Source organism: Kordia sp. (genome assembly GCF_965224175.1).
Taxonomy (GTDB): Bacteria; Bacteroidota; Bacteroidia; order Flavobacteriales; family Flavobacteriaceae; genus Kordia.
This window is the reverse complement of the sequence record NZ_OZ245041.1, coordinates 1662838-1687500: the sequence shown is the minus strand read 5'-3', so window position 1 is coordinate 1687500 and position 24663 is coordinate 1662838. Positions and strand designations below refer to the sequence as shown.

The 24663-nt window shown below is 32.3% G+C and carries 32 protein-coding genes (1 of these 32 only partly in view); 16 read left to right on the top strand and 16 right to left on the bottom strand.

The genetic code is table 11. The features are described 5' to 3' along the window. The 3 genes from ACOQOS_RS07490 to ACOQOS_RS07480 all read left to right on the top strand — a co-directional run. A protein-coding gene (locus ACOQOS_RS07490; RefSeq protein ID WP_420574352.1) for a zinc-dependent metalloprotease crosses the window boundary here: on the top strand, positions 1–1597 show its 3' portion. Its footprint begins 899 nt before the window's first position; 1597 of the gene's 2496 nt are visible here — the last part of the coding sequence; its start codon lies beyond the left edge, outside the window; it ends in the stop codon at positions 1595–1597. Positions 1598–1731: 134 nt separating this feature from the next. Further along, complete coding sequence (locus tag ACOQOS_RS07485; protein ID WP_420574351.1) at positions 1732–2997, top strand: Y-family DNA polymerase; 1266 nt, start codon at positions 1732–1734, stop codon at positions 2995–2997. A gap of 11 nt (positions 2998–3008) precedes the next feature. After that, positions 3009–3449 (top strand): LexA family protein, encoded by a 441-nt coding sequence (locus ACOQOS_RS07480; RefSeq protein WP_420574350.1) that lies wholly within the window; start codon positions 3009–3011, stop codon positions 3447–3449. A 33-nt stretch (positions 3450–3482) separates the two neighbouring features. Here ACOQOS_RS07480 and ACOQOS_RS07475 read toward each other — a convergent pair whose 3' ends face one another. Together ACOQOS_RS07475 and ACOQOS_RS07470 are read right to left on the bottom strand one after the other, a co-directional pair. Then, complete coding sequence (locus tag ACOQOS_RS07475) at positions 3483–3911, bottom strand: DUF4268 domain-containing protein (RefSeq protein ID WP_420574349.1); 429 nt, start codon at positions 3909–3911, stop codon at positions 3483–3485. Between the two features lie 50 nt (positions 3912–3961). Then, the gene (locus ACOQOS_RS07470; RefSeq protein ID WP_420574348.1) at positions 3962–4342 is read right to left on the bottom strand and encodes a Fur family transcriptional regulator; all 381 of its coding nucleotides are present in this window, start codon (positions 4340–4342) and stop codon (positions 3962–3964) included. A gap of 72 nt (positions 4343–4414) precedes the next feature. On the opposite strand from ACOQOS_RS07470, the gene ACOQOS_RS07465 reads away from it, so the two are divergent. Beyond that, entirely contained in the window at positions 4415–4813 is a 399-nt protein-coding gene (locus ACOQOS_RS07465; RefSeq protein WP_420574347.1) for a MerC domain-containing protein, read from the top strand. Between the two features lie 53 nt (positions 4814–4866). Next, on the top strand, positions 4867–5163 hold the full coding sequence (locus ACOQOS_RS07460) for a hypothetical protein (RefSeq protein ID WP_420574346.1): 297 nt from the start codon (positions 4867–4869) through the stop codon (positions 5161–5163). Between the two features lie 65 nt (positions 5164–5228). Here the strand turns inward: ACOQOS_RS07460 and ACOQOS_RS07455 are convergent, their stop codons facing one another. Further along, entirely contained in the window at positions 5229–5900 is a 672-nt protein-coding gene (locus ACOQOS_RS07455) for a ZIP family metal transporter (RefSeq protein ID WP_420574345.1), read from the bottom strand. Next, entirely contained in the window at positions 5897–6628 is a 732-nt protein-coding gene (locus tag ACOQOS_RS07450) for a class I SAM-dependent methyltransferase (protein WP_420574344.1), read from the bottom strand. Before ACOQOS_RS07450 ends, ACOQOS_RS07455 begins: the two co-directional genes overlap by 4 nt. 441 nt (positions 6629–7069) lie before the next feature. On the opposite strand from ACOQOS_RS07450, the gene ACOQOS_RS07445 reads away from it, so the two are divergent. Further along, the gene (locus tag ACOQOS_RS07445) at positions 7070–7636 is read left to right on the top strand and encodes a PAS domain-containing protein (protein WP_420574343.1); all 567 of its coding nucleotides are present in this window, start codon (positions 7070–7072) and stop codon (positions 7634–7636) included. Positions 7637–7694: 58 nt separating this feature from the next. Here the strand turns inward: ACOQOS_RS07445 and ACOQOS_RS07440 are convergent, their stop codons facing one another. The 3 genes from ACOQOS_RS07440 to ACOQOS_RS07430 form a co-directional block, all read right to left on the bottom strand. Then, positions 7695–7949 carry a hypothetical protein gene (locus ACOQOS_RS07440; RefSeq protein WP_420574342.1) on the bottom strand — a complete coding sequence of 85 codons (255 nt, stop codon included), beginning with the start codon at positions 7947–7949 and terminating at the stop codon, positions 7695–7697. 581 nt (positions 7950–8530) lie between these two features. Continuing rightward, positions 8531–9601 (bottom strand): serine hydrolase domain-containing protein, encoded by a 1071-nt coding sequence (locus ACOQOS_RS07435; RefSeq protein WP_420574341.1) that lies wholly within the window; start codon positions 9599–9601, stop codon positions 8531–8533. A gap of 150 nt (positions 9602–9751) precedes the next feature. Continuing rightward, entirely contained in the window at positions 9752–10894 is a 1143-nt protein-coding gene (locus ACOQOS_RS07430; protein WP_420574340.1) for a helix-turn-helix domain-containing protein, read from the bottom strand. Positions 10895–11072: 178 nt separating this feature from the next. On the opposite strand from ACOQOS_RS07430, the gene ACOQOS_RS07425 reads away from it, so the two are divergent. From ACOQOS_RS07425 to ACOQOS_RS07415, 3 genes are all read left to right on the top strand, one after another. Then, positions 11073–11858, top strand: a complete 786-nt coding sequence (locus ACOQOS_RS07425; RefSeq protein ID WP_420574339.1) for a right-handed parallel beta-helix repeat-containing protein — start codon at positions 11073–11075, stop codon at positions 11856–11858. Positions 11859–11964: 106 nt separating this feature from the next. Beyond that, positions 11965–13134: a THUMP domain-containing class I SAM-dependent RNA methyltransferase gene (locus ACOQOS_RS07420; RefSeq protein ID WP_420574338.1), complete on the top strand. Its 1170-nt coding sequence runs from the start codon at positions 11965–11967 to the stop codon at positions 13132–13134. Positions 13135–13143: 9 nt separating this feature from the next. Beyond that, positions 13144–13374: a hypothetical protein gene (locus ACOQOS_RS07415; RefSeq protein WP_420574337.1), complete on the top strand. Its 231-nt coding sequence runs from the start codon at positions 13144–13146 to the stop codon at positions 13372–13374. A 14-nt stretch (positions 13375–13388) separates the two neighbouring features. On the opposite strand, the gene ACOQOS_RS07410 is transcribed toward ACOQOS_RS07415, so the two are convergent. The 6 genes from ACOQOS_RS07410 to ACOQOS_RS07385 form a co-directional block, all read right to left on the bottom strand. Then, positions 13389–13682, bottom strand: coding sequence for a hypothetical protein (locus tag ACOQOS_RS07410; protein ID WP_420574336.1), 294 nt, complete (start codon positions 13680–13682; stop codon positions 13389–13391). Between the two features lie 58 nt (positions 13683–13740). Continuing rightward, the gene (locus ACOQOS_RS07405; protein ID WP_420574335.1) at positions 13741–14259 is read right to left on the bottom strand and encodes a phosphohydrolase; all 519 of its coding nucleotides are present in this window, start codon (positions 14257–14259) and stop codon (positions 13741–13743) included. Between the two features lie 142 nt (positions 14260–14401). Then, on the bottom strand, positions 14402–15163 hold the full coding sequence (locus tag ACOQOS_RS07400) for a DUF6048 family protein (RefSeq protein WP_420574334.1): 762 nt from the start codon (positions 15161–15163) through the stop codon (positions 14402–14404). Beyond that, complete coding sequence (locus ACOQOS_RS07395) at positions 15144–15710, bottom strand: DUF6452 family protein (protein ID WP_420574333.1); 567 nt, start codon at positions 15708–15710, stop codon at positions 15144–15146. The genes ACOQOS_RS07400 and ACOQOS_RS07395 overlap by 20 nt, the downstream gene beginning before the upstream one ends. 29 nt (positions 15711–15739) lie before the next feature. After that, a complete protein-coding gene (gene rlmD, locus ACOQOS_RS07390) occupies positions 15740–17152 on the bottom strand; it encodes a 23S rRNA (uracil(1939)-C(5))-methyltransferase RlmD (RefSeq protein ID WP_420574332.1) in 1413 nt (470 codons plus the stop codon). Positions 17153–17410: 258 nt separating this feature from the next. Then, entirely contained in the window at positions 17411–17611 is a 201-nt protein-coding gene (locus ACOQOS_RS07385) for a hypothetical protein (RefSeq protein WP_420574331.1), read from the bottom strand. A 273-nt stretch (positions 17612–17884) separates the two neighbouring features. On the opposite strand from ACOQOS_RS07385, the gene ACOQOS_RS07380 reads away from it, so the two are divergent. Then, entirely contained in the window at positions 17885–18061 is a 177-nt protein-coding gene (locus ACOQOS_RS07380) for a hypothetical protein (RefSeq protein ID WP_420574330.1), read from the top strand. Positions 18062–18144: 83 nt separating this feature from the next. After that, positions 18145–18312, top strand: coding sequence for a hypothetical protein (locus ACOQOS_RS07375; protein ID WP_420574329.1), 168 nt, complete (start codon positions 18145–18147; stop codon positions 18310–18312). A gap of 228 nt (positions 18313–18540) precedes the next feature. On the opposite strand, the gene ACOQOS_RS07370 is transcribed toward ACOQOS_RS07375, so the two are convergent. Both ACOQOS_RS07370 and ACOQOS_RS07365 read right to left on the bottom strand, forming a co-directional pair. Then, a complete protein-coding gene (locus ACOQOS_RS07370) occupies positions 18541–18843 on the bottom strand; it encodes a hypothetical protein (protein WP_420574328.1) in 303 nt (100 codons plus the stop codon). A 53-nt stretch (positions 18844–18896) separates the two neighbouring features. Then, entirely contained in the window at positions 18897–19187 is a 291-nt protein-coding gene (locus ACOQOS_RS07365; protein ID WP_420574327.1) for a hypothetical protein, read from the bottom strand. Between the two features lie 266 nt (positions 19188–19453). Here ACOQOS_RS07365 and ACOQOS_RS07360 point away from each other — a divergent pair, with 266 nt between their 5' ends. The 4 genes from ACOQOS_RS07360 (at position 19454) to ACOQOS_RS07345 (ending at position 21412) form a co-directional block, all read left to right on the top strand. Continuing rightward, the gene (locus ACOQOS_RS07360) at positions 19454–19792 is read left to right on the top strand and encodes a PadR family transcriptional regulator (RefSeq protein WP_420574326.1); all 339 of its coding nucleotides are present in this window, start codon (positions 19454–19456) and stop codon (positions 19790–19792) included. Next, positions 19789–20220: a hypothetical protein gene (locus tag ACOQOS_RS07355; RefSeq protein ID WP_420574325.1), complete on the top strand. Its 432-nt coding sequence runs from the start codon at positions 19789–19791 to the stop codon at positions 20218–20220. The genes ACOQOS_RS07360 and ACOQOS_RS07355 overlap by 4 nt, the downstream gene beginning before the upstream one ends. Before the next feature lie 24 nt (positions 20221–20244). Further along, a complete protein-coding gene (locus ACOQOS_RS07350; RefSeq protein ID WP_420574324.1) occupies positions 20245–20427 on the top strand; it encodes a hypothetical protein in 183 nt (60 codons plus the stop codon). A gap of 109 nt (positions 20428–20536) precedes the next feature. Next, a complete protein-coding gene (locus ACOQOS_RS07345) occupies positions 20537–21412 on the top strand; it encodes an SMI1/KNR4 family protein (protein WP_420574323.1) in 876 nt (291 codons plus the stop codon). Between the two features lie 12 nt (positions 21413–21424). On the opposite strand, the gene ACOQOS_RS07340 is transcribed toward ACOQOS_RS07345, so the two are convergent. Continuing rightward, entirely contained in the window at positions 21425–22900 is a 1476-nt protein-coding gene (locus tag ACOQOS_RS07340; protein ID WP_420574322.1) for a helix-turn-helix domain-containing protein, read from the bottom strand. A gap of 117 nt (positions 22901–23017) precedes the next feature. Here ACOQOS_RS07340 and aceB point away from each other — a divergent pair, with 117 nt between their 5' ends. Continuing rightward, positions 23018–24616, top strand: a complete 1599-nt coding sequence (aceB, locus tag ACOQOS_RS07335) for a malate synthase A (protein ID WP_420574321.1) — start codon at positions 23018–23020, stop codon at positions 24614–24616. Positions 24617–24663 lie beyond the last annotated feature (47 nt).

Genomic DNA, 24663 nt, shown 5'->3' with positions numbered 1-24663 from the left:
AAGAGGAGAACTTGTAGTTCCAAAAAAACAAATTGTTTATTATGTGGATCGAGCTACACCAGAAGAATGGAAGCCATATATTAAACAAGGAATCGAAGATTGGCAAGTAGCTTTTGAAGCAGCAGGTTTCAAAGAGGCAATTATCGCTAAAGATCCTCCTTCTCCTGAAGAAGACCCAGATTGGAGCCCTGAAGATGTACGTTATTCAGTAGTTCGTTACTTAGCCTCTCCAATTCCAAATGCAAATGGACCTCATGTAAGTGACCCAAGAAGTGGAGAAATTTTAGAAAGTGACATTAATTGGTATCATAATGTAATGAGTTTATTAAGAAATTGGTTCTTTATTCAAACGGCAGCAATTAATAAGGATGCGCAATCATTAGAATTTAAAAATGAAGTAATGGGACGTTTGATTCGTTTCGTATCTGCACACGAAGTTGGGCATACATTAGGTTTACCACATAACATGGGAAGCAGTGTTGCATATCCAGTAGATAAATTACGTGACGCTGAGTTTACTAAAAAATATGGAACTGCGCCTTCTATTATGGATTATGCACGTTTTAATTATGTAGCACAACCAGGAGACGAAGGAGTAGCTTTAATGCCAAATATTGGTCCTTATGATAAATACGCTATTAGTTGGGGATATCGACCAATTTTAGATGCTAAAACAGGAAAGGATGAAAAGAAAACATTAGATAAATGGATTCTTGAGAAAGCTGGAGATCCAATGTACCGATTTGGACACCAACAAGCTGGCGATGTAGTTGATCCTAGTTCTCAAACAGAGGATTTAGGAGATGATGCTATGAAAGCAAGTGATTACGGGATCAAAAACTTAAAAAGAATTGTTCCAAACTTAATCAAATGGACTGCCGAAGATGGTAAAAACTATGATGATTTAAATACAATGTATGGTCAAGTATTAGGTCAATTTAATCGTTATATGGGACATGTTTCTTCAAATATTGGAGGAGTTTATGAGCACTATAAAACATACGATCAAGATGGAGCAGTATACACACCTGTAGCGAAAGCAGACCAAAAAAGAGCTTTAAAGTTTATCAACGATCAATTATTCAAGACTCCAGAATGGTTATTAGATGAAAATATCTTTAATAAAACAAAATATTCTGGAAATACAGAAAGAATAAGAGGTACACAAGTTCGTACATTAAATAGAATTTTAGAACTTGGTAGAATGGCACGTGTAATGGAGAATGAAGCACTAAACGGAAATGAAGCATATTCTATTTTAGAAATGATGCGTGATTTACGCAATGGTGTTTGGACAGAATTACGTTCAGGTAGAAAAATTGATGCATATCGCCGTAATTTGCAAAGAGCACATATTGATAGATTAGCTTATTTAATGACAGCAGAGAGTCCTCGAGGACCAAGACGTAGTAGTGATTATGTGAAGTTTACACCAATAAACACGAGTCAATCAGATTTACGTGCGGTTGTAAGAGCTGAATTAAATACATTAAAAAGACAAATCAGAAGCGCAATTGGACGTACTGGTGATTCAATGAGTAAAATACATTTAAGAGATGCTATTGAGCGTATCGATGCAATTTTAGATCCGAAGTAATACCATTTCTTACATACTTTATAAAAAGCAGCTTTCGAGCTGCTTTTTTTTGCTGCAAAGACAGGAATAACCCATCCAAACTTTCTCCACAAAGTAAATGTTCAATTAATTTTATACATAATTCCCCTTAAAATATGTATGCAATAATTGACTGTAATAGCTTTTTCGCTTCATGCGAACGTGCTTTCGATCCGACACTAATAGATCAACCACTGGCAATATTATCTAATAACGATGGCTGTGTGATCTCAAGAAGTAGAGAAGCCAAAGCTTTAGGAATTCCTATGGGAGCTCCACTTTTTAAATATAAAAATATCATCGTTGAAAAAAACATTAAAGTACGATCGTCTAACTATTCTCTATATGGAGATATGAGTGAACGCGTGATGAAACTTCTTGAAAACTTTTCGCCTGAAGTAGAAGTGTACAGTATAGATGAAGCTTTCTTAAAACTACCAGTATCAAACAATTATCAAAAAATAGGAAATACCATCAAAAATTATATTCTTCAGTGTACTGGAATTCCTGTAAGTGTCGGTATTGCACCTACAAAAGCATTATCAAAAGCAGCAAATAATATCGCAAAGAAATTTCCTAAAAAAACAAATGGATATTATGTAATTGATACTGATGAAAAGAGAGTCAAGCTACTCAAATGGTTGCCTGTAGATGCTATTTGGGGAATTGGTAGAGGAAATACAAAGCGCTTGCAAAACAAAGGCGCACAAACTGCATATGAATTTACAAAACTATCAGACGATTGGGTCAAACGAAACATGTCTATTGTAGGTTTACGGCTCAAAAAAGATTTATTAGGCGAACCTACCATTCAGCTAGAAGATGAAGTACAACACAAAAAAGCTATTGCAACCACTCGAAGTTTTGAATTTACTTTTTCAGATAGAGAAAACATGAAAGAACGTATTGCAACTTTTGCTTCTCGTTGCTCAGAAAAACTACGTATGCAAGACTCTTCGTGTAATATTGTCATGGTATATCTTAAAAGTGATCGTAATAAGAAAAACGAATCGCAATACAGAGCTAGCAGGATACTAACCTTGCCATACGCTACAAATTCTACACTAACCATCAATCAATTTGCACAAAAAGCACTATTAGAAATCTTTAAACCTGGAATAAAATACAAAAGAGCAGGCGTAATTTTAATGGGTTTAGTAAAAACAAATGCTTTACAACTCGATCTATTTAAAAATGAAGATCCAAAACATGAGCAACTTATGAAAACTATGGATACGATAAATGATAAATATGGCGGTCGAAAAATAAAAATGGCAAATCAAGATTTACAACGAACATGGAAGATGAGACAAGCACATTTATCACCCGAATATACCACTAAATTTAGTGACGTTATTACCTTAAATTGTAAAACTATTTAATTGAAAAGCAGATGAAAAGAAAATATAGTGATGAGTTACTAACACTTCATAAGCCAGTACAAGGAAATGTATATCTTGAATTTGTTTCAGCAGGAATCTCAGCAGGATTTCCGTCGCCAGCAGACGACTTTAAAAATAAACGTATCAGTTTAGATAGAGAGCTCATTAGAGATGAAAATACAACGTATTATGCACGTGTAAGTGGAGAATCAATGATTGGAGCAGGATTAGATGACAATGACTTATTAGTAATCGATAAAAGCATTCCTGCAAAAGATGGAAAAATTGCTGTGTGTTATGTAGATGGAGAATTCACGGTAAAGCGACTGAAAATGACCAAAGAATGTGTATATCTTATGCCAGAAAATGATAATTACAAACCAATTAAAATAACGAAAGACAAACAATTACTCATTTGGGGAATTGTAACATATGTGATTAAAAAAGTATAGTCTTAATCAAAAAAAAAAATTACAAAATCAAACTCAAGCTTTAATAAAATCTTCATATTCATAATAAAATGCTTCAAACTTCTGCATCGTTTCGTTTAGGAAAACCATCGTTTCTTGCCAAGTATTTTTATTATGAATAGACACTTGGTGTTTTTCTAAATAAATCCTAGAAATCTCTTTGCCATTAGCTAAAACATAAGCTTCATCAAAAATAGCATCTGGAAGAAATTCGTCAGTTAAAATAGTTTTTAAAGAAATCATTTTATCCCAATACTTAATACGGTTCTCAATATTCTGATCTTCAATATCGAGCGTCACCATAGCTTTTCGTTTGTCAAAATAAAACTTAAACGAAAAATCACGAATCTTGGTATTATACAAAATCCACTTTCGTGGAAATGACTTTCCAAACGAAATCCAAAAATCTTCACGTAATTTTCTCGATTCAGCTTTACTAAACATAAAATATATTTTTTTATTCTGTAGGAAACACGGAGTATCTTATTCAAAAACTATGCAAGGCAATTTTCACATTTCCCAATAAGTAATACATGAGAAAAAGAAATCTTCCTGTTTGGTATTGCAGGTATTTTCATTTCCACCGTTAGGCAATCTATATTACCACAATCTTGACATTGAAAATGTGGATGAATATCTTGATGTTGAGAAGCAGAGCAACCGTGGCATGTTGCATACCATGTACGTCCATCTTTATCCATGAACGAATGCACAATACCATCATTTTCCAAACGTTCTAAAATTCTGTAAATGGTAGTCTTGTTCATTTCGTTCTTCAAACTGTCAACGAGCTGTACTGCAGAAATTGCATTTTTGTTTTTTTCAAAAATTGCTAACAATGTTTGTACAGATTTTGTTTTTCTTATCACTCCCATACCACAAAATTAAAGTTAGTTTATGGGATTAACAAAAATAATAATTACTTTTGCAACTTAGTTGCATTAAATATGATGATTTTATACAAAAGTAAGTCAGACAATATAGGAATATTTGCAAGCAGTCTTTGTTTGCTACACTGTTTATTAACACCTATGCTTTTTATAGTACAAACCCAAATTATTAGTCACGAGGTTTCCGCGCCTCTTTGGTGGAAAACCTTAGACTATGTTTTTCTACTAATTTCTTTCATGGCTATATATTGGTCAACAAAAACCACAAGTAAATTATGGATGAAATATGCGCTTTGGAGCGCTTGGACGTGTTTATGTATTATCATTTTAAACGAAAAAATGGCTTTGTTGCCTATACCAGAATATGCTATATACATTGTTTCTATGGCTTTAGTATTTCTTCATCTATACAATAAAAAATACTGTAAATGTCAAGAAGAACAATGCTGTGTATAATTCATAAACTAAAAAATAAAGATGCTTTTAGCTGATACTTAATATGTATTTACATGAAGAGTTTTAAGGTTATTATTCCTAAAAAATTTTATAATACTTCAAACTACCAATGTGTTGAAGATAAAATTTATAATGATCTAAATGATATTGATGGATTTTCTACATATCGAATCGCTATAGCCATTAAAAATACACAAGAAACAATTTGTCCGAAAAAAATAGATAAACAATTAGAATCTTATTTTGTGTACATTGAAGAAGATTTAGGTTTAACTGAAACTACAAACCAAAAATTTATTTTAGGAGGCGAATTAGAAGATCTTCAAAAATTTCTGATGCTAATGTCGTAAACTGAATTCAGAAATGATACAGGCAAACAATATTTTGATAAGTTTGGTTTAAAAATGATGCTGATTTACACAAAAAACGCAATCACAGTAGCGGTAATAATCACCAATAACTTTGTCAAGTTGAATTTGTGACCTTCAGAGCTTTCAAACAATATTGTAGTGGAAATATGTAAAAAGATTCCAATAACCAACGCGGTAATTTGGTTTTCATAAGCAGCTAAAAATGTCAGTTGTTTAGAAAGAAAACTTCCAAGTGGTGTCATCAACGCAAACAAAATCAAGAATATCAAAATAGAAGCTTTTGACATTTTAGACTTGTAAAAGAATGTGGTTAAAATAATAGCAATCGGAACTTTATGAACGACAATTCCGTATATCAAATGGCCGTGATGATGCATTGGAAAACCTTCTAATACAGCATGAATACTCAAACTTAAAAACAACAGCCACGGAAACTTATGATTATCTTTATCAATATGTACATGTCCGTGTTCGGCGCCTTTTGAGAAAAATTCTAAAAAAATCTGAAGCAAAATTCCAGCCATGACAAAAATACCATAGCTATTCTTATATTCACTAAACACAGAAGGCAACAAGTTAAAAATAGTGATAGCCAACAAGAAAGCACCGCTAAACGCAAGTAGCAATTTCATATGTTTCTTTTCGCGAAGCTGAAAAACAGTCACAAAGCCAAAGCCAAATACAACGGCTAAAACAGGAAGTAAATAATGCATCATTTAAAAATCATAATCAGCCTACTAGAAGTTTTTCTATCAAACTTTCCAAGACTATAATCGCCAAAAATAGCTAATAAATCAATAGCAGCCGCATTAAAATACGACTCAAAATCTTTTAAAGTCAATGCTTTTACTTTTTCGGTGTAGTGATGATCGCGTCCATCGGCTTCAAAACGAATATCTTTATAAATAAAACCGTCTTCTACATACCTGTGTAATCTAAAAATAATACCGTCAATTTCCTTAATTTCATTCTCTACTAAGTTTTCCATCACAAACTCAGCATTTAAAAAATCAATTACTCCAAAACCATTTGCATTCAGTGCTGATTTAATAGATGTGATTGTATCTAAATTATCTGATTCACGTTCAAAATAACCAAAACTCGTAAACAAATTAAACACAGCATCAAATTGTTTTGGATACGGTTTGCACATATCATGGACTTCAAAACGTAAAGAATCATTAGCAAACTGAGATGCATGTTTAATACTATTTGGGGACAAATCGACACCAGTTACATCATAGCCCATTTTATTCAAAAACACAGAATGTCTTCCCTTGCCACAAGCCAAATCCAAAATAGTTCCTTCCTCCGGAATATTCAAAAATTCAACCAATTGCTTCATAAAGGCTTCTGCTTCGTCATATCCACGATCCTTATATAAAATATGGTAGTACGGTGTATCAAACCACGATGCGTACCAAGTTGTCTCTTCTTTCTGCATAATATATATTTAGGGTTTCCGCTGATATACGTCTGCTACGCTCCGTATACATCGGTCAGGCTATACGCACTCGCTTTTTATTTTTTAATTTCTTGCGAAAGCAAAAATTTAAAAAAGAAAAGAGCTCAAACATCGCCTGCGTTGAGCGCAGTCGAAATGCTTCTATCCTTAACCCAATTTTTAACTACAAATATTAAAAGTGCAAAATTAACGTATTTTGCACTTTTATAGTCGTCATTACAACGAAATAATTTCAAAGTAGGTGTCAAGCAACAATAAAAACTTTACAAATACACATACTCTTTTATCGTAATATGATTTCAAGAGTACTCACAATGATCTATCTATTAAAATTATACTTCACATATCATTTTGATTTCATAAAAGATTCTCATAGATTTAGCAATCATTAAAAGATGAGTACAGCATTCAGAAAATACTATGAAAAATAATCTCAACAACATGGAAGGTTTGGATATCTATTTATCCAGTATGAGTCAAGATGACTTTAAACAAAAGGGAATGGAAGTTCAGCCTGTAAACTATAAATCCATGCCATTAATTAGTTGGGATATTTATATGGAAAATTATCAAAACATGTTAGTAGCGTCTAAAAAGAAGATGGAACTATCAGAAGTAACTACTTTGGCAAAAAAATACCAATGGCAAAACGATTTGAACTTAGTTTTTTCAGAGCATGAATACGAAGCTATAATCATTACTGATATCAAACAAAACATCATATGGGTAAATGAAGGATTTACCAAGATGACGGGATATTCTCAAAAATTTGCGCTCAATAAAACACCGAATTTCTTGCAAGGAAAAGAAACGTCTATCGAAACTAAAAATCGAATTCGAAGCAAAATCATGCAAAACAAGCCTTTCAAAGAAATCATCATCAACCACAAAAAAGATAGCACTACGTATAAATGTGAAGTAAACATTATCCCTTTGTATAACAAAGAAACTACGCACTTCATAGCCTTGGAAAAACAAGTAGTATAATGCACAAAAAAAGCCCAGACAATCATCTGGACTTAAGCAATACTATATGTGAAAAATTTTAGCTTTCTTCTTCTCCAATTTCTTCTTTTGCAGTATTTACAGAACCTGTACTTGCATTTCCGTATACTGGTTTCTCATTGCGAAGAATATCAATAACACGTGCAAAATTTTCAGCGTTCATATATGGTGTTTCCTTACGGTTATTTCTAAAATCAGTAAAATAAAACTTTCCTAAATCTACTTTTGGATCCCAAATTGCTTGATAGCCTTTTAAGAGTGTCCAACCATTAGTTCCTTGTGGATGATGTGGCATAACTTTTTTCTTTAGTGGTTAATAATAATGTAGCAAATCTATTGGAAGTCAGTGGAATAGCGCTAAGGGAAATCACCCTTATTGTGTGAGTGCTTATACTGTTTTAGTTAGGGGAAGAAAGTACTTTTAACGTTTTAAGATCTATAGAGTACTAATAAACTGAACAAACATTTTGCTTAATGATTTGATTGTAGTATTTTATTTACTTTTTAAACCAAAACACAACGCTTATTGCTAAAAAAATAACGCTTATACAATAATTTTGGTCACTTCAAAAAACTATTCGATATTAGATGAAAATAAGCGGAAAACCATCCGCAATTAGTTTTTAATAATACTGTAAAGTAGCGCGTCTACTACTTAAAAATAAGACGGCAAACATAGGGTTGGTTTGGATATTTAGTTTTATGAAAATTCTATCAAGATAAGATGCAAATTTTATCGAGATAGAATTTTTTCTTTTACAAGAATGATAGGATTACGAATTTACTTTAAGATAAAAGTATTGCAATTTCATGTCATTGTCTTCATAATGAAGGTGTGATTGATATAGAAATTTCGGAAGTTTTCAACATAAAGATCTAGAAAAACCACTTCAAAACTACATCATACATAACATTCAACATTTCTTGACGTAACTTAGAATTTGCTTGATTCAAAAAGATAACAATTCCCCAATTTTTAGCTCTGTTGTAACACAGTAAAGAAGCTTGTCCTAACGTATCACCAGTTTTTAAATACAAGGTATTTCCGCTATCTTCTACAATCACAAGTCCTAAGCCAATTCCGTCGCCATCTTCAACATGCAATAATTGTTCGGTACGCAATGCAGCTTTACCAATTGTAGTTTCTTCCTGTAAAACAGCTTTTACATAAGTAATCATGTCTGAAGTATTCGATTTAATCAATCCGGCTGCACCAATTGCAGGATTCCATGTAAAGAACTCTTGTGTGCCGCCTTTTCGGTTGTAACCTACTGTTGTATGTGGTACATTAAAATCGGTTGTCAATGTATTGGAGAGTTGCAAAGGTGTTGTTATTTTTTCGTTGAGAATTTCTTCATAGCTTTTACCATATACCGTTTCTAGAATTTGTCCCAACAAAATATATCCTATATTCGAATATCGATAACTTCCATAATCGGTCAAAGAAGTACAAGTATTTACAAGTGTTGTTAGTGTTTCTAGCGTGACAGTACTTGTAGGTTGCTGTGGATTTTTTTCAATCAATTCCTTAAAATCAATATCTGGTAAACCTGAAATATGCGCTGCCAAATCAGAAATTTTAATCTTCTGTTGAATGTCTTTGTGTAAAACATACCCTTTAGGTAAATAGGCGTCAATATAATCATCGAGTTTCAACTTACCTTCAATTACGGCTTGCGCAAGAAGATTAGACGTAATAATTTTTGTAATAGAAGCAATTTCAAAAACGGAATTCTTATTCACCTTTATAGTACGTTCCTTGCTGAGATTTCCATACGCCGTATAAAACTCTTGATCATCTTGAATAAAACCGACACTCATACTTACTTCAGGAAACTTTTCATGATAGCTTTGTATGATAGAATCAAGTTGTTGTGTTTTGTTTTGCGCGAAAGAAAAATGATGCACAAGTATTGAAAAAAATAGAAGTGTAGTAATGTGTTTCATGTAGAATTAATTTATGTTCGATTTAACTTGAAACAAAAGTGCAATATAAAAAAATGCTGTGCGACCGAATGCGTAAAGTCGAACGGTTTTTTTAGTATAAAAGTGTCCGATTTCTTTATTGAAAACGTTCGACTTTTTACAAAAAGCTGATTATGAGTGGTTTTTTCGATACGCAGTTGGCGTATAACCTGTATGTTTCTTAAATGCAGTATTAAAAGACGATTTAGAATTAAAGCCAACTTCGTATAAAATTTCAAGTACAGTTCGTTTTTTATCGGTAGTATCAGTAAGTAATCCTTGTGCTTTTTTGATACGATATGAATTTACAAAATCAAAAAAATGTTGTCCCAATCTATGATTAATCAAAACAGACAATTCGCGAACAGGAATATGAATAGCATCAGAAACATCTTGAATAGTTAGAGAAGCATTCAAAAACGCTTGTTCGTCTTGCATATAAGCTTGAAGCTTTTGCAGTTCGACATCAAAATTAATATCATTAACAGCTTGAGAAGAGTTCTTTTTTTTCTCAGAAACGATGGTTTCTACAAGTGTCAAATTTGGATCTACACTTCTAAATAATGTCGGATTGTTCAAAGCTTTCAGTAAGTACCAACAAATAATGATCAAATTAAAAACATACAAACCAATAGTAATTTGGTCAGAAATATGATCATATGTAGAAAACTTAAGGATGTTTTTTAGCAAAGCAATCACGTAAAAAATAGTAATCGCTACAGAAAGCTGAAACAGCCATTGATGCGATAATAAACTATTGCCCGTATAATTCTCTAAATATAACTTTTTGGCTTTTCGCAATGCAAGGAAAATCAATACAATGTATACAAGAACTTGTAAGTGCAGAAAAATATGATTGAATTGTACTTCGGGTACATTTTTAAAACCTTGAAGAAAAACTATTTTTTCAGCAGTATTTGCCAAATAAAAACGAGGGACAAAGACTAAATTTACCAACACAAATGGAAGTATATGTATGATATGTTTCCACTTTAGACTAAAATTTTTATACGAAGCAGCAAGTACATATAAATACAACGTCGGCAATTGTAGAAAGATGACTAAATTCCGAAACATCGCCAAATTAGACATTTCTCCAGCGTTAGACTCGTATAAAAAGCCACTCACATCAATACTAGTATAAATTAAAAAAAGTGCAAAAAGACGATTGCTAAGTTTGTTTGTAGACGAAGCTGTAACCAAAAATACAGCCAAGAACAAAGAAATAAATATTGAAATAACAACAATGATAAATAAGTAATTGAAGTCTTGCATGTATTGTGAATCGGTTTCGTAGTTTTTAAAACTATGATAATCTTAGCGGAAAACAAAATATATAAAAGCTATTTAAAAAAGTAGGTATTCAAAACCTAGCTACAATATTTGTTTTGAAAACGTGTTGAATGATGATGAATTAATCTTATCTTACAGAAAGAGACGTAAAAATAAGAGAATGAAAGTTCAACAAGCACAGCAAAGTCCTGAAGTAGGAAGAACAAATACCAATACTTTTATTACAGGACAAGATAAAAATACTGCAGATGGCGCTTCGTTATTTATCAATAAATCAAAACCTAAAAAGGTTCGCCGCAATACAAAACTAGATTCCAATACACATCGGAACTTTTATATTGTAGGAAGTAATCTCACGTTTGACGGAAACAACAAAACGATATCTTTTTCCAAAAGAAATGATCAAAGTTCTGGAATTGAATTAGATAAGAAAGCTAAGAATGTGACGATAAAGAACTGTAAAATAGAAGGTTTTTTAATGGGAATAGCGGTTCGAAGAAATTCAAACATTACTATAGAAAATAATGACATACAATCTTGTAAGCGAGACGGAATTGATGTGAATAGTTCGAGTGACTGTAAATTTTCTAACAATATATTGAAGAACAATAAAGTGAATGGAATTGAGTTAGATTTCTCTAAAAATTGTGAAATTTCAGGAAATATCCTTTCTGGAAATGAAGACGGAATTGATTTAGATAAATGTTCTGACTTAAAAATATGTAATAATAATTCGTCAGGAAACGGAAGAGATGGAATAAGAGTCGATCAAAATTCAAAGAATAATTATATAGATGGCAATACTGTTGAAAATAACGGACGTAATGGATTGCGAATTTCAGACGGATCTGTTGAAAATACTGTAGTAAATAATTCCATAAAAAATAACGGAACAAACATTTCAATCTTGAAAGAATTAGAAGATCTAAATACAATTGTAGAATAATTATTGTTGATTTTTAAGTACAATCTTTAGGTATATAGAAACCTTTCGCATCACAAATTTCATAAGGAAACAAATTAATGTACTTTTGCAGTCAGATTACAAGCAAATGAAACAAGATAATTTTAAAATGGTTGCCAAAACCTTACATGGTTTTGAAGATTTACTCGAAGACGAACTGAAACGGTTGGGCGCGCAAGATATTCGCAAAGGAACGCGTAATGTAAGTTTTAGGGGAGACAAAGGTTTTATGTACAAAGCAAACTTATGCTTGCGTACTGCCATCAAAATTTTAAAACCTATACGCTATTTTAAAATTAGAAATGAAAAAGATTTGTATGATCAAGTGTATAATATGCATTGGGATAAATATTTATCGCATAGTGATACTTTTGCGATTGATGCTACTGTTTCTTCTGAGCAATTTACACATTCACAATTTATTGCGTTGAAAACGAAAGATGCAATTGCAGATAAATTTCGTAACACAGAAGGCAGACGACCAAATGTAGATTTAAAATTTCCAACCTTACGTATTCATGTACATATTCAGAACAATGATTGTACCATTTCATTAGACAGTTCTGGAGGTTCATTACACAAACGCGGTTACAAAACGGCGACAAATATTGCTCCAATCAATGAAGTATTGGCGGCTGGTTTGGTAATGATGTCTGGTTGGGACGGACAATGTGATTTACTAGATCCAATGTGTGGAAGTGGAACTATTGCTATTGAAGCCGCAATGATTGCTTGTAACATTCCTGCAAACATCAACCGAAGAGAATTTGGTTTTGAAAAATGGCAAGATTGGGATGTAGATTTATTTGAAAAGATAGAAGAGTCTTCATTGCGAAAAGTACGCGAATTTCATTACAATATTTACGGTTATGACAAAGCGCCATCTGCCGTTCAAAAAGCCAAAGACAATGTGAAAAATGCGAATTTAGATGATTATATAAAGATTCGTCGCGCTAACTTCTTTGAAACCAAAAAAGAAGGTGATGAAAAACTCCATATCTTATTCAATCCGCCATACGGAGAGCGTTTGCATATTGATATGGAAGAATTTTATGCAGACATAGGAGATACGCTAAAGCAAGGATATGCTAATACGAATGCTTGGTTTATCACTTCAAACATAGAAGCTTTAAAGCATGTAGGTTTACGTCCGTCAAGAAAAATAAAAGTATTCAATGGAAAATTAGAATCTCGTTTGGTGAAGTATGAAATGTATGCAGGAAGCAAGAAAGCTAAATATCAAGATAAAAACTCATAAGAAATACCAATGAAACCAAAAACTAAAGCAATACTCTGCAACTTTATAGCCTTTATGTTAATCTTCTTAGCTTTTCGTTTAACGATTGGTTATGTCTTAAAATTAAACACCTTGTGGTTAGCGTTAATCTCTGCCGTCATTACAAGTATTTTAGCGCCAAAATTTGCAGTTGTAGAAGAAGAAGGAAAAGAAAAGGTATTGATGAGTTCAATCTTTACCAAAGGTCATAGAGAAGTGTAATGATTCATTTCTTTTTAAGATGATTTTTCTTGTTTCCCATAATACCTTACTAATATTTTTCCAAAGATAAAATATAGGATAAGTACTGTGATTCCTCCCGTGACAAAACCATTTTCTAAGAAAGTCATATATCCATAAGAGTAACAGACTAACGCAATTGCTACTAGAAATTGAACAACAGCATATGCGATGTTTCCTTTCGGACTGTATCCAAACATGCCTAAAAAATGTGTTTTTGTAAGTCCGAAGACTAAATGCGGAATGGCATTGGCAATTAATACTCCAATGATAAAATCGATTAGATTCATTGTTTAAATAGTAAGGATTACGTGTACAATCAAAAATATAATTATTTAAACATTTTAATTAAACGCTTAATAAGTTTTCTAAATACTGAATAACTTCCATATACTTTTCATCATGAAGCTTTTCAATAAACGCAGAATTTTCTTTTCGATACACAGCTAGCATTCTACTTCCTGTATTTTTAGAATGTGTAACATTGGCAATACGATCACAGAGTTTTATAAACGTTGCATATGGCGTATTTTTAATACCTTCATAATATTTCTCACCAGCACGTTCACTACGATTTCTACCTTTGTCATTGGTTAAAGCATACGCTAATTCGGCAACATCTTCATTCAAAGCTTTTTTAACATCATTATAGGTTTCACGCGCATCTTCAATGACATCATGAACCCAACAACCCGCTAAAACATTGTGCTGCGCTTCCGTAGGAATTAAATGTAAAAATTGTTTGGCGGCATTGACAACCATTTGCAAATGAAATTCATACGGATATTGATCGTACATATGATTGGTAGCTCTGTGTTTCTCAGATGCATATATGCGTGCTTTTTCACTGATAGTCATACTTTCCATAACAAAAATTTCAATCTAAATTAGGAAATAATAACATGCTAGCATTATTTTTTATCAATAATCTCAAATCAAATACTGATCAACAAAAAAAGCTATCAGGAATGATAGCTTTTATGTATATTTTAAACTGTTAGAAGTTTATCTATTCTTCATCAGTATCTTCTTCTTCAGACTCTTCTACTTTTTTCTTTCTTGCTTTCTTGTAGATTGGAATCGAATAACTAATGGTATAGTTAAATCCAGCGCCGACATTATTATCAGTTGTCACTTTATTGAATCCTGGAATGAATAAGTTTTGAAAATTCTCTGGTTCTTTAGTACTTAAGAGACGATTTAGGCGCAAGCTAAATCCCATATAAATATTATCTAACACTTCCACTTTAACACCAGCTACAACTTCAACCCAATGTCCGTTTAAGCTAGAAAATTCCGTTCCAGGTGTCTGTGTTAATACACTTACATCGTCTACATGTTGGTTGGTTTGGTAAGTTCTGTATCTGTTTAAGGTTTGTTTGTGAGTGCTAAAACCATAACGCATTCCTACAATGATGGCATTCTCCATTCCAAACCAGTTTTCATAAGCGTTAAAGTCAAACCCTAATTTTACAAAACTTCCTTCTGTCGTAAAATTTAGCTGATCTTCGTCAACGGTTTTCTTTTCGGTTCCTAATTCGGCAGCAATGTAAAATTTTCGTGTCAATCTAAAATCTGCAGCAATTTCTATACCTTGATAATCATCTTCCAATAGCATACGAATAGGTTTGCTTATATCGATACCAACGCGCAAAGGAAATGTATCTAACTTTGGAAGCGTATCATTGGCTACGGTTGCTGTTTCTGTATCTTGAGCAAAACTCACGCTACAGATTAAAACGGTGAGTATACTAGTGATATATCTTAACATGTGTAACGTTTTCATTTTGAACATCTATTTCTGAAACCTGTATTCCTACAGCAGTGTCAATCCAATTGTCAGTATCTGCAGTCACAACAGCTCCATTAGGAACACTTAAAGTGTAATTAGTAATATAACCACAAGCTCTGGAAAGGAAAATTTCTTGCGTTTCATAATTGAACGTAATGATATCTTCGTTTCCTGTCTGATTTCCCATATCATCTATTGCATAGTCAGAAATAAATCTATATTCAGTGCTAGTTTCTTGTGTACGCAATGGAATAGAAATCGTATTTACCGATTGTTCTTGCGATTGAATCGGATCTACAATATTACCATCTTCATCAATATTAGGGTTGACAGCTTCTACCCATAAATCGGTCACGTCTTTTGGCGTGTCTGTTCCTGAAGTATTATTAATTTCAAAAAACTCAATAACGAGTAGCGGCGTTGTGATGGTTCCTTCCACACAAATATCATCTTTCTCGCAAGAAAAAGACAAAAACGCTGTGGTTATGAGTAGTATCAAGATTCCAACAAAGGATAACTTTTTCATCTATATATTTTTAGGGTATAACATCTACGTTAATTTCTTCTTTCTAAAAGTACTACATTTTCAATGTGATGCGTTTGTGGAAACATATCAACAGCTTGTACTTTGGTAACTTTATAAGTAGCGTCCATCAATGCTAAATCACGTGCTTGTGTGGCGCTATTACAGCTTACATACACTACTTTTTTAGGAGCGATATTTAAAATTTGTTGTACTACATCTGCGTGCATTCCGTCACGTGGCGGATCGGTAATAATGACGTCAGGTGTTCCATGAGTTTCAATGAATTCTGCGTTGAACACTTTTTTCATATCACCCACAAAAAAATCTGTATTCGTAATATTATTGTATGCAGCATTCTCTTTTGCAGCTTCAATGGCTTCTGGAACAGATTCTACGCCAACTACTTTTTTAGCTTTCTTTGAAACGAATTGAGCGATGGTTCCTGTTCCTGTATATAAATCATATACCAGTTCATCACCTACTAAACCTGCAAAATCACGTGTAATTTTATACAATTCATACGCTTGATCTGAATTTGTTTGATAGAATGACTTAGCGTTAATCTTAAACTTCAAACCTTCCATTTCTTCAAAAATATGATCGCGTCCGTGATAACAAATTACTTCTTGATCGTAAATTGTATCATTTCCTTTTCCATTAATTACATATAATAACGCAGTAATTTGTGGAAACGTCTCTTGTACATAATTTAATAGCAATTCACGTTTTTCTTTATCTTCTTTGTAGAATTGAATCAGCACCATAACTTCACCAATAGAAGACGTACGAAGCATTAAGGTACGAAGCAATCCTGTTTGATGACGTGTGTTAAAGAAAGCAATATTATTTTCAGTAGCAAATTCCTTAATTGCATTACGAATTGCGTTTGAAGGATCTGCCTGTAAATGACATTTCTTTACATCTAGAATTTTGTCCCACATGCCAGGAATATGAAAACCAAGCGCATTTCTATCACCTAAATCTTCTCCAGAATCTACTTCTTCTTGAGTCAACCAGCGACTATCAGAAAAAGAGAACTCCATTTTATTTCTATAAAAATACTGTTCAGCACTTCCTAAAATTGGAGTTAGTTCAGGCAGTTCAACCTTTCCAATACGCGTTAAATTATTAAGTACTTCTTTTTGTTTATAAAACAATTGGTGTTCATATGCCATATGTTGCCATTTGCAGCCGCCACAGGTTCCAAAATGTTCGCAAACAGGTTCGGTACGCTTATCTGAATACGAATGAAACTTTACTGCTTTTCCTTCGTAATATGCTTTTCGTTTCTTATATGTTTGAATATCTACCACATCACCAGGTACGGCATTTGGTAAAAATATCACAGTTCCTTCTTCAGTTTTAGCAACTGTTTTTCCTTTCGTCGCAGTATCTACAACGGTTACTTCCTCAAACAGTTTCTTACGATTCTTTCTTCCCATGCGGCAAAAATAACAATAGCGGTAAATATATATATTATTTATTCGGTGAATCTTTAAAAAAATGCTAAAAGTTTTAAGTTGCGTGTGTTGAAGTAGGTGAGTTGTAGAGAAATATGTATCTCTTTTAATGATTGTAGAATATCTGAAGAAGAGAATAATCACTAAAAGAAAAACTAAAAAAGCCAATCCAAGAAAAATATTCCTCAAATTGGCTTATAGTGTAGATTTCAATAACCAGACTAAGGTTACATGATTTCTTTAACCACCACAATTACAATTTGTATTCGGTGCTGATCTCTCCTGACAATACATAAAAGTAACAATCTTTGTCGTGATCTCTATGGTTATTGGAGTAAGTGTTATAGTGCCTGAGCCTTGAGCGCCTCCATGAATACGGTCTGTTACACTAGAAATATTAGTCTTGTTAAGCTTAAATTTTTTTAAATTCTTTTTCTTCATAATACTATATTTTAGATGTTAATGAAGACAAATCAAGCTGTTTTTTTTCTTTTAAAAAAAGAGTAGTACTGACGCTTTATAAAAGATCAGAATATAAATTATCAGAATATTTTAAACTGTACATTCTCATGTTGAGAATTGATATCATTCGTATTGATAGTGACGTTTCATAAAACATCAGTTACACTTTATAAAACCTCACTTACTTCCTTTTGTTTACTTGTTTTCAAGTAGTTCCTTTACATCATTATTAACATAAAAAACTCATGTATTATGAAAAAATCAATGAAAAAACTAGCATTAAACAAAAAGGCTATTTCTAAGATTAGTGCAAACGCAACTGGAGGAGAAGGTGCAACATTAACAATCACAATTCCAAAAACAATTATTTACAAAACTTGGTGGGCAGGATGTAATGGTGGAGGATCGCCTTCAGATTTATGTGCTTAGTCAGAAAGAAAGATTGGAAAATGAACTTCGGTTCGTTTTTCAATTGTTATTAAATCTAGTATTCAATTCAAAAAATTAGTATCATGAAAAAATCAATAAAACGTTTAAAACTCAATAAAAAATCAATTTCTAATATCAATGTTTCAGGTGGAGCAGCTGTTCCAAGAACTAATTTGTGTACCGTTGTAGAAACCTATTGGGGAATTTGTAACCTTAGAAAAACAAAACTTACATGTACTTGTTTGCCATAATGTATTCAAAAGTATGCCTTTTATAAAACGGACTTCGGTTCGTTTTTTTTTATCTCATAAAAAATATTCTTTGATTATTTTAATTCAAGAATGGAGATGAAATTTTCAATACATATTTACATCAAACAAAAAAGTCAATTCAAGAATAAATTCTTCTCAAATTGACTTTTACAACAGATATGTAGTTGCCAGATACTAACAACAAAAAAGCTGGCAATTAACTGTTGCTTAACTTCGAGCTGAAGTATGATGCACTTCAATAGTTGCTTTTGGATTCGATTCATTCATGTATAAAGAAATACGATCTACTAAATTGTCGGGATCATCAAACTTAAAATGAATCATTTCTTTTTCTGTACTGACTTCTAAAATTCGTACACCACTTACTTGTGTTCCTCCTGAAGCAAGTTTTAATGTAACCTCATTTACTTGTTTCATAAATGCTTCTGTAGCCGCATCAATATCGTTGGATTTTATGCGTAACGCGTCGTGACTTATAGAAATCTGACGTATTTTATTTTGTGTGTTCATAATGATTGTGTTTTAAATGTTATTCAAAATTTTAAACTATTTCAGACAAGTTGTTAAGCAACTCCACCTGAAGCAACACAATTAGAATCACTATAATATACTTCTACTTTTACATCTCCTGGAGAGATAGGGATAAACAGTTTTGATTGTGTCAAACCTGGATATACATACTGTCCACCAATATTAAAATCATCTGGATAAAAATAGCGTGTGATACCTTGTTGACGAACAATAATCCAGGTTAAAATTGCTGGATTTGTGCCAGATTGTGCTCCGACCATAACATTTAAGTTGTTTCCATTTCTTATTGGATTTACAACAACTGAATTACATTGATTACTCATAATTTTTGGTTTTTGATAGGTTTCTTACTCTTTTTATATAGGTTTTTCAGATAGCACCTGTGTAAAAAATAATTAATTACACTACAAAAATAAGAGGTTAAAAGTGTCTTTTAAAGGAGGAAAACACCCATTCTTTCAAAATAAGTAAAATTACTTTAGATTTTATTTTAAGTTTAAGTGTTTGGTATTTAGGTGTTAATGTGTTTTGAGTGTGGATATTTTATTATTTTAATTGAATGCATTTAAATAAAATGTATATTTGTCATATGTATAGCAAAGAATTAACAAAAGGAATACTGTTACCAATCATTTTAAAACTTTTAAGCAATGGAGATAAAATGTATGGTTATGAAATTTCTCAGAAGGTACGTGAATTGACTAAAGGAAAAATAGATATAAGTGAAGGCGCAATGTATCCTATTTTACACAAACTAGAACATCAGGGCGTATTAGAAACTGAAAAAGTATATATCGGAAAACGTGTACGTAAATATTATACTGTGACGTCTTCAGGGAAAAAAGTAATCACAGAAAAGACAGCAGAAATCAATGATTTTATTGAAACGCTAAGTTTAATATTCAATCCTAAAACATTGACAACATGATGGTAACGGAAGATCAAATTGAATTTATATCAAACAGTTTAGAGTTTCACGGAATCGTATCTGAAAGCATCAAAGAAGATATAATAGATCATATCTGTACTACGATTGAAACTTCCGATCATACAGATTTTGAATCTGCATATCAAGAAGCCATTCAAAAATTAGGCGGATATTACAACATTAAACAATTACAACTCGAAACCAAACAGTTATTGCATTCCAAAACAATTATAAGAACGAAAAGAGGTTTGTATCTGTCAGGAATGACCATGGTTTTTATCTTTTCTGTAGGATTAATTTTTAAAATGTTTCATTGGCCATATGCTAATATGCTATTAATCTTGGGACTAACGGTACTCTTATTAGCTTATTGTCCATTATTCTTTTACATAAAATACAAGCAATCAATAATTAATTATCAATCTTAATACGAACATCAAAATCATCAGAAAATGAAAAATGCAGTTTATTTACTAGGTTTTTTAGCCTTTTTTGTCTTAAGTACAGGAATTATGTTTGAATTTTTCCATTGGCCTTTTGCAGCAATGCTTATGCTAGTAGGCTTTGTACTTTTAAACTTTGGTTTTTTGCCAACATTATTTTACAGGCTATACAAAACCCAGAAAAATGTTTAAAAACAACAAATCAATTTAAAACTAAAAAACACCTTGTAAAAGCAAGGTGTTTTTTAGTTTTTAAACGTAAACTCCTATATTTAAGGACTATTTATTGCATCAAAGAATTATGGATATTACATCAATCAAAAATAAAATAAGAAAACTTTACGAAGTAAATCCAGATGGAGAATATAGAGCGAATGAGGCTTTAACTGAAGAAGAAGTTGTTAATTTTGAAAAGAAGCATGCTATCAAACTTCCACAAGCTTACAAAGCCTTAATTACAGAATTATATAATGGTGGATTTGGTCCAAGTGATGGTATTTTTCCGTTGTACATGTGGAATAGCACGATGCTGCCTGTTGAAGGTCATGATACCATCAATACAGATTTAAGTAAACCATTTTTACTTACAAAAGAAACCGAAATTGACTATGATAATCCCGCGCATGACGAAATTACCAATGGAACTATTCGGATTGCTCATATAGGTTGTGGAAATTTTCTGTTTTTGGTTGTGAATGGAGAAGAATACGGTAATATTTGGATCGATGACAGGGCTTCTAATGATGAAATAGTTCCGCTTCAACAATATGGAAAAGAACGAATTACGTTTGAAGAATGGTATATGGATTGGCTCAATGAATTGATTAGGCAACATGAAGAAGTAATAGAATTATATCACTTTAAAATAGACGAAGAAAATGAAATTGTAATTAATGCAAATTTCAATCGTGAAAGTTCATTGCTGATAGATACAATTACTACAGACCTTTACGGCGAAAAGTACAGAAAACAATATAGAAAGCGTGACATAAGTACCTTTAGTATGATTACGGTAGAAAAAAATCAATTGCCAAAACTCTTTCTGTATTACGGAACAGAAGACCGAATTGAGCTTTTACAAAAAATCAAAAATGAGTACAACGATGAAAATTTAATGCTGAATTTTCAATCCTTTCTAAAAAGAGAAAATATAGAGTTTGATTTTTACATATCATAGAAATTCAGTTGTTTAACTAAACTTTTTCATCAGTTCTTCTACAACTGTAGCTGTCTTATGATATCGTTTCTGTTTTTCTAAAATAATTGGCGCTGCTTTTCGTAAACTACAATCTGAAATAGGACAACGTTCGCAAGTAACACCAACTTCTTTCGTTTTAATTGCTGGATCATCTAAAAAGGAAATCTTTCGTTTCAGTTGCTTATTAATTAGCAAACCGACACTAATACTTCGATAATGATCTTTTTTAAAAGGATCTTTAGTCGCTGATGAAAGTACCAAATAGCGCATATTATCTTCAGTATAATGAGAAATTTGCATATCAAACACATGTTCTTGATCACTTTTACTCAATGTTTCTAAGACATTCAAAGAAACCCAACGACGACAATAATGTTCATTCATCTCGTTGGCATGTGGCGAATGTTGATGTGATAAATGTAATTCCTTTTTTAAGTGAAATGTATCTGTGCCGAGTTTATGTGTAAATCGTAAAAAAAATAAATTCTGAATATTAAAATCCTTTGGTAAAATATTGGTCAAACGTTGATAAAATGATTCTGGGGAAGCATTAAAACGAGCCATCAATTGTAAATATGCTTTTGTTTGAAAGGTCTCATGGCTAAACAATGTTTTCAACTCATCAGATAAAGAGACTCTTGGAATCATTAACGCGCCTGCAAAATAAGAAGCGTAAAAATTATTCAAAACCTGATCAAAATTATCAAACTTAATCCAGGAAAAAGTATACAATCTATCTTTAATATCTAAAAAATTATACGCCAATTCTTTTGCGTAAATAAAGGCACGTTGTGCTTCGTCAATTTGATTGGCAAGTAGTAAAGTTTTAGTCTTTGGAACAAAAATAGAACGCAAATTCCCTAGTTCTTGATACTTTGTCAACTCTTCATTATGAATTGTATACTCAAACTCTTCCTCCAAAATCGCAGACAATTCTTGTGAAGAAATCATAGCATTCAAATCAACCTGATACGTTTTAGAAAACTTCAAAACACTTTGTTCCAAATCGTCAAAATAATTATTATTTGCCTCTTGAAATGAACGAACAGAAGCCAAATAAAAACTTTCTCTACTAAAGCTGTAATGTTGCGCAATCTCTATAATAGTGCTAATAAAAGCATTCACCTTTGTAGGCGCATTAGCAACAATGTCAATAAGTGTACTTTCTTGAATTCCAAATAGTTCTAAAGGGATTTCTTTTAAAATCTTAGACTGTAAAATTTCACCAACAGGCGCTAAATTCTTGTCTAACTTCAAAGAAACCAAATGATCATACGGAACATCTAACTTTTCTGAAAGCAATACAATCTTATCTGTTTTTGGGAATTTTTTCCCTTTCTCAATCTCATTCAAATACGATTTTGACAATCCTGAAAGCTTCGATAAGCCAAACAACGACAGATTTTTCTCTGTACGTATTTGTTTCAATTTTAATCCAAAAATAAGTTTGATGTATTCTTCTTCCATGAAAACAAAGATAGTATAATTTGCGAACTAACACTTTTTAGCGGATAAAAATAATTTAGCGAACGTTCGCTAAATTGAAAAAAATGTTTTAATATTGTTGCATCAAAATAATTAGTCATGGAAGATACTTTATTAAAACAGTCTAAAATTCAGTTCGCTAGAGAAGTGAAAAACTACTATCCAGAAATCTTAACAGATGAAGCGTTAGTGTTTTTAACAACATTACATGAAAAGTTTAATAAAAAACGGTTGGAATTACTTGAAAGGCGGAAATTACAACAGGATATGTTTGATAAAGGAAAGTTTCCAGAGTTTCCAAGAGAAACCAAAACAATCCGAGAGAGCGAATGGAAAGCGAACACAATTCCTCATGACTTACAAGACAGACGCGTTGAAATCACAGGTCCAGTAGATCGAAAAATGATTATCAATGCGCTGAATTCTGGAGCCAAAACGTTCATGGCAGATTTAGAAGATAGCAATGCTCCAACCTGGAAAAATACCATTGAAGGGCAACAAAATCTATTAGATGCCAATAAAAAAACGATCTCATTACATGATGCAAAACGCAACAAATCTTACGAATTAAAAGATGAAATAGCCGTTTTATTGGTACGTCCAAGAGGTTTGCATCTTAACGAAAGACATATACTCATTGAAGGTGAAGAAACCTCAGGAAGTTTGGTTGACTTTGGTTTGTACGTATTTCATAACACAAAAGTTATGTTAGAAAATAATACAGCACCTTATTTCTATTTACCGAAGTTAGAACACTATTTAGAAGCGCGTTGGTGGAATGAAGTATTTGAATTTGCTCAAAAATACCTCAATATTCCAACAGGAACGTTCAAAGCAACTGTATTGGTAGAAACAATTACAGCTAGTTTTCAATTGGATGAAATCATTTACGAACTCAAAGAGCATATTGTAGGACTCAATTGCGGACGTTGGGATTATATTTTCTCATACATTAAAAAATTCAGGAATCATCCAAACTTCGTCGTTCCTAATAGAGATCAAGTGACTATGACAACGCCTTTTATGGATGCGTATTCAAAATTAGTCATTCAACGTTGCCATAAACGAGGAATTTTAGCAATTGGCGGAATGGCAGCACAGATTCCTATCAAAAATAACAAACACGCAAACGATGCAGCATTAGAAAAAGTACGCAAAGACAAAGAGCGTGAAGTCAAAAATGGACATGACGGAACTTGGGTTGCACATCCAGCATTAGTAGAAGTTGCGATGAAAGAGTTTAATACACACATGAAAACTCAAAATCAATTACATGTTACCAGAAATGATATCAATATTACAGAAAAAGACTTGGTAGCGCTACCAAAAGGAACTGTTACAGAACAAGGAATTCGTAAAAATATCAATGTCGGAATTTTATATATAGAAGCTTGGTTACACGGTTACGGAGCAGTGGCTTTATACAATTTGATGGAAGATGCCGCTACTGCAGAAATCTCTCGTACACAAGTTTGGCAATGGTTAAAAAACGAAGTCACTTTAGAAGACGGAAGACAATTTACAGAAACTTTGTTTAGAGATATTTTTGATGATGAAATCGAAAAAATCATCACAGAAATAGGCGAAGACAAATTACCAGCAACAAAATTTGAGTTGGCAATCTCACTATTTCAACGTTTGGTGACAGCGACTGAATTTGAAGAATTTCTAACGCTTCCAGCATATTTACACATATAAAAAATAACACTTCAATTTTACTCATTGCAAGGAAAGAACGAATAAAG

Bases quoted from the DNA above. Each gene is read 5' to 3' on its own strand.
- ACOQOS_RS07485 (WP_420574351.1), top strand. From the start codon at position 1,732: ATGTATGCAATAATTGACTGTAATAGCTTTTTCGCTTCATGCGAACGT.
- ACOQOS_RS07480 (WP_420574350.1), top strand. From the start codon at position 3,009: ATGAAAAGAAAATATAGTGATGAGTTACTAACACTTCATAAGCCAGTA.
- ACOQOS_RS07475 (WP_420574349.1), bottom strand. From the start codon at position 3,911: ATGTTTAGTAAAGCTGAATCGAGAAAATTACGTGAAGATTTTTGGATT.
- ACOQOS_RS07470 (WP_420574348.1), bottom strand. From the start codon at position 4,342: ATGGGAGTGATAAGAAAAACAAAATCTGTACAAACATTGTTAGCAATT.
- ACOQOS_RS07465 (WP_420574347.1), top strand. From the start codon at position 4,415: ATGATGATTTTATACAAAAGTAAGTCAGACAATATAGGAATATTTGCA.
- ACOQOS_RS07460 (WP_420574346.1), top strand. From the start codon at position 4,867: ATGAAGAGTTTTAAGGTTATTATTCCTAAAAAATTTTATAATACTTCA.
- ACOQOS_RS07455 (WP_420574345.1), bottom strand. From the start codon at position 5,900: ATGATGCATTATTTACTTCCTGTTTTAGCCGTTGTATTTGGCTTTGGC.
- ACOQOS_RS07450 (WP_420574344.1), bottom strand. From the start codon at position 6,628: ATGCAGAAAGAAGAGACAACTTGGTACGCATCGTGGTTTGATACACCG.
- ACOQOS_RS07445 (WP_420574343.1), top strand. From the start codon at position 7,070: ATGAAAAATAATCTCAACAACATGGAAGGTTTGGATATCTATTTATCC.
- ACOQOS_RS07440 (WP_420574342.1), bottom strand. From the start codon at position 7,949: ATGCCACATCATCCACAAGGAACTAATGGTTGGACACTCTTAAAAGGC.
- ACOQOS_RS07435 (WP_420574341.1), bottom strand. From the start codon at position 9,601: ATGAAACACATTACTACACTTCTATTTTTTTCAATACTTGTGCATCAT.
- ACOQOS_RS07430 (WP_420574340.1), bottom strand. From the start codon at position 10,894: ATGCAAGACTTCAATTACTTATTTATCATTGTTGTTATTTCAATATTT.
- ACOQOS_RS07425 (WP_420574339.1), top strand. From the start codon at position 11,073: ATGAAAGTTCAACAAGCACAGCAAAGTCCTGAAGTAGGAAGAACAAAT.
- ACOQOS_RS07420 (WP_420574338.1), top strand. From the start codon at position 11,965: ATGAAACAAGATAATTTTAAAATGGTTGCCAAAACCTTACATGGTTTT.
- ACOQOS_RS07415 (WP_420574337.1), top strand. From the start codon at position 13,144: ATGAAACCAAAAACTAAAGCAATACTCTGCAACTTTATAGCCTTTATG.
- ACOQOS_RS07410 (WP_420574336.1), bottom strand. From the start codon at position 13,682: ATGAATCTAATCGATTTTATCATTGGAGTATTAATTGCCAATGCCATT.
- ACOQOS_RS07405 (WP_420574335.1), bottom strand. From the start codon at position 14,259: ATGGAAAGTATGACTATCAGTGAAAAAGCACGCATATATGCATCTGAG.
- ACOQOS_RS07400 (WP_420574334.1), bottom strand. From the start codon at position 15,163: ATGTTAAGATATATCACTAGTATACTCACCGTTTTAATCTGTAGCGTG.
- ACOQOS_RS07395 (WP_420574333.1), bottom strand. From the start codon at position 15,710: ATGAAAAAGTTATCCTTTGTTGGAATCTTGATACTACTCATAACCACA.
- rlmD (WP_420574332.1), bottom strand. From the start codon at position 17,152: ATGGGAAGAAAGAATCGTAAGAAACTGTTTGAGGAAGTAACCGTTGTA.
- ACOQOS_RS07385 (WP_420574331.1), bottom strand. From the start codon at position 17,611: ATGAAGAAAAAGAATTTAAAAAAATTTAAGCTTAACAAGACTAATATT.
- ACOQOS_RS07380 (WP_420574330.1), top strand. From the start codon at position 17,885: ATGAAAAAATCAATGAAAAAACTAGCATTAAACAAAAAGGCTATTTCT.
- ACOQOS_RS07375 (WP_420574329.1), top strand. From the start codon at position 18,145: ATGAAAAAATCAATAAAACGTTTAAAACTCAATAAAAAATCAATTTCT.
- ACOQOS_RS07370 (WP_420574328.1), bottom strand. From the start codon at position 18,843: ATGAACACACAAAATAAAATACGTCAGATTTCTATAAGTCACGACGCG.
- ACOQOS_RS07365 (WP_420574327.1), bottom strand. From the start codon at position 19,187: ATGAGTAATCAATGTAATTCAGTTGTTGTAAATCCAATAAGAAATGGA.
- ACOQOS_RS07360 (WP_420574326.1), top strand. From the start codon at position 19,454: ATGTATAGCAAAGAATTAACAAAAGGAATACTGTTACCAATCATTTTA.
- ACOQOS_RS07355 (WP_420574325.1), top strand. From the start codon at position 19,789: ATGATGGTAACGGAAGATCAAATTGAATTTATATCAAACAGTTTAGAG.
- ACOQOS_RS07350 (WP_420574324.1), top strand. From the start codon at position 20,245: ATGAAAAATGCAGTTTATTTACTAGGTTTTTTAGCCTTTTTTGTCTTA.
- ACOQOS_RS07345 (WP_420574323.1), top strand. From the start codon at position 20,537: ATGGATATTACATCAATCAAAAATAAAATAAGAAAACTTTACGAAGTA.
- ACOQOS_RS07340 (WP_420574322.1), bottom strand. From the start codon at position 22,900: ATGGAAGAAGAATACATCAAACTTATTTTTGGATTAAAATTGAAACAA.
- aceB (WP_420574321.1), top strand. From the start codon at position 23,018: ATGGAAGATACTTTATTAAAACAGTCTAAAATTCAGTTCGCTAGAGAA.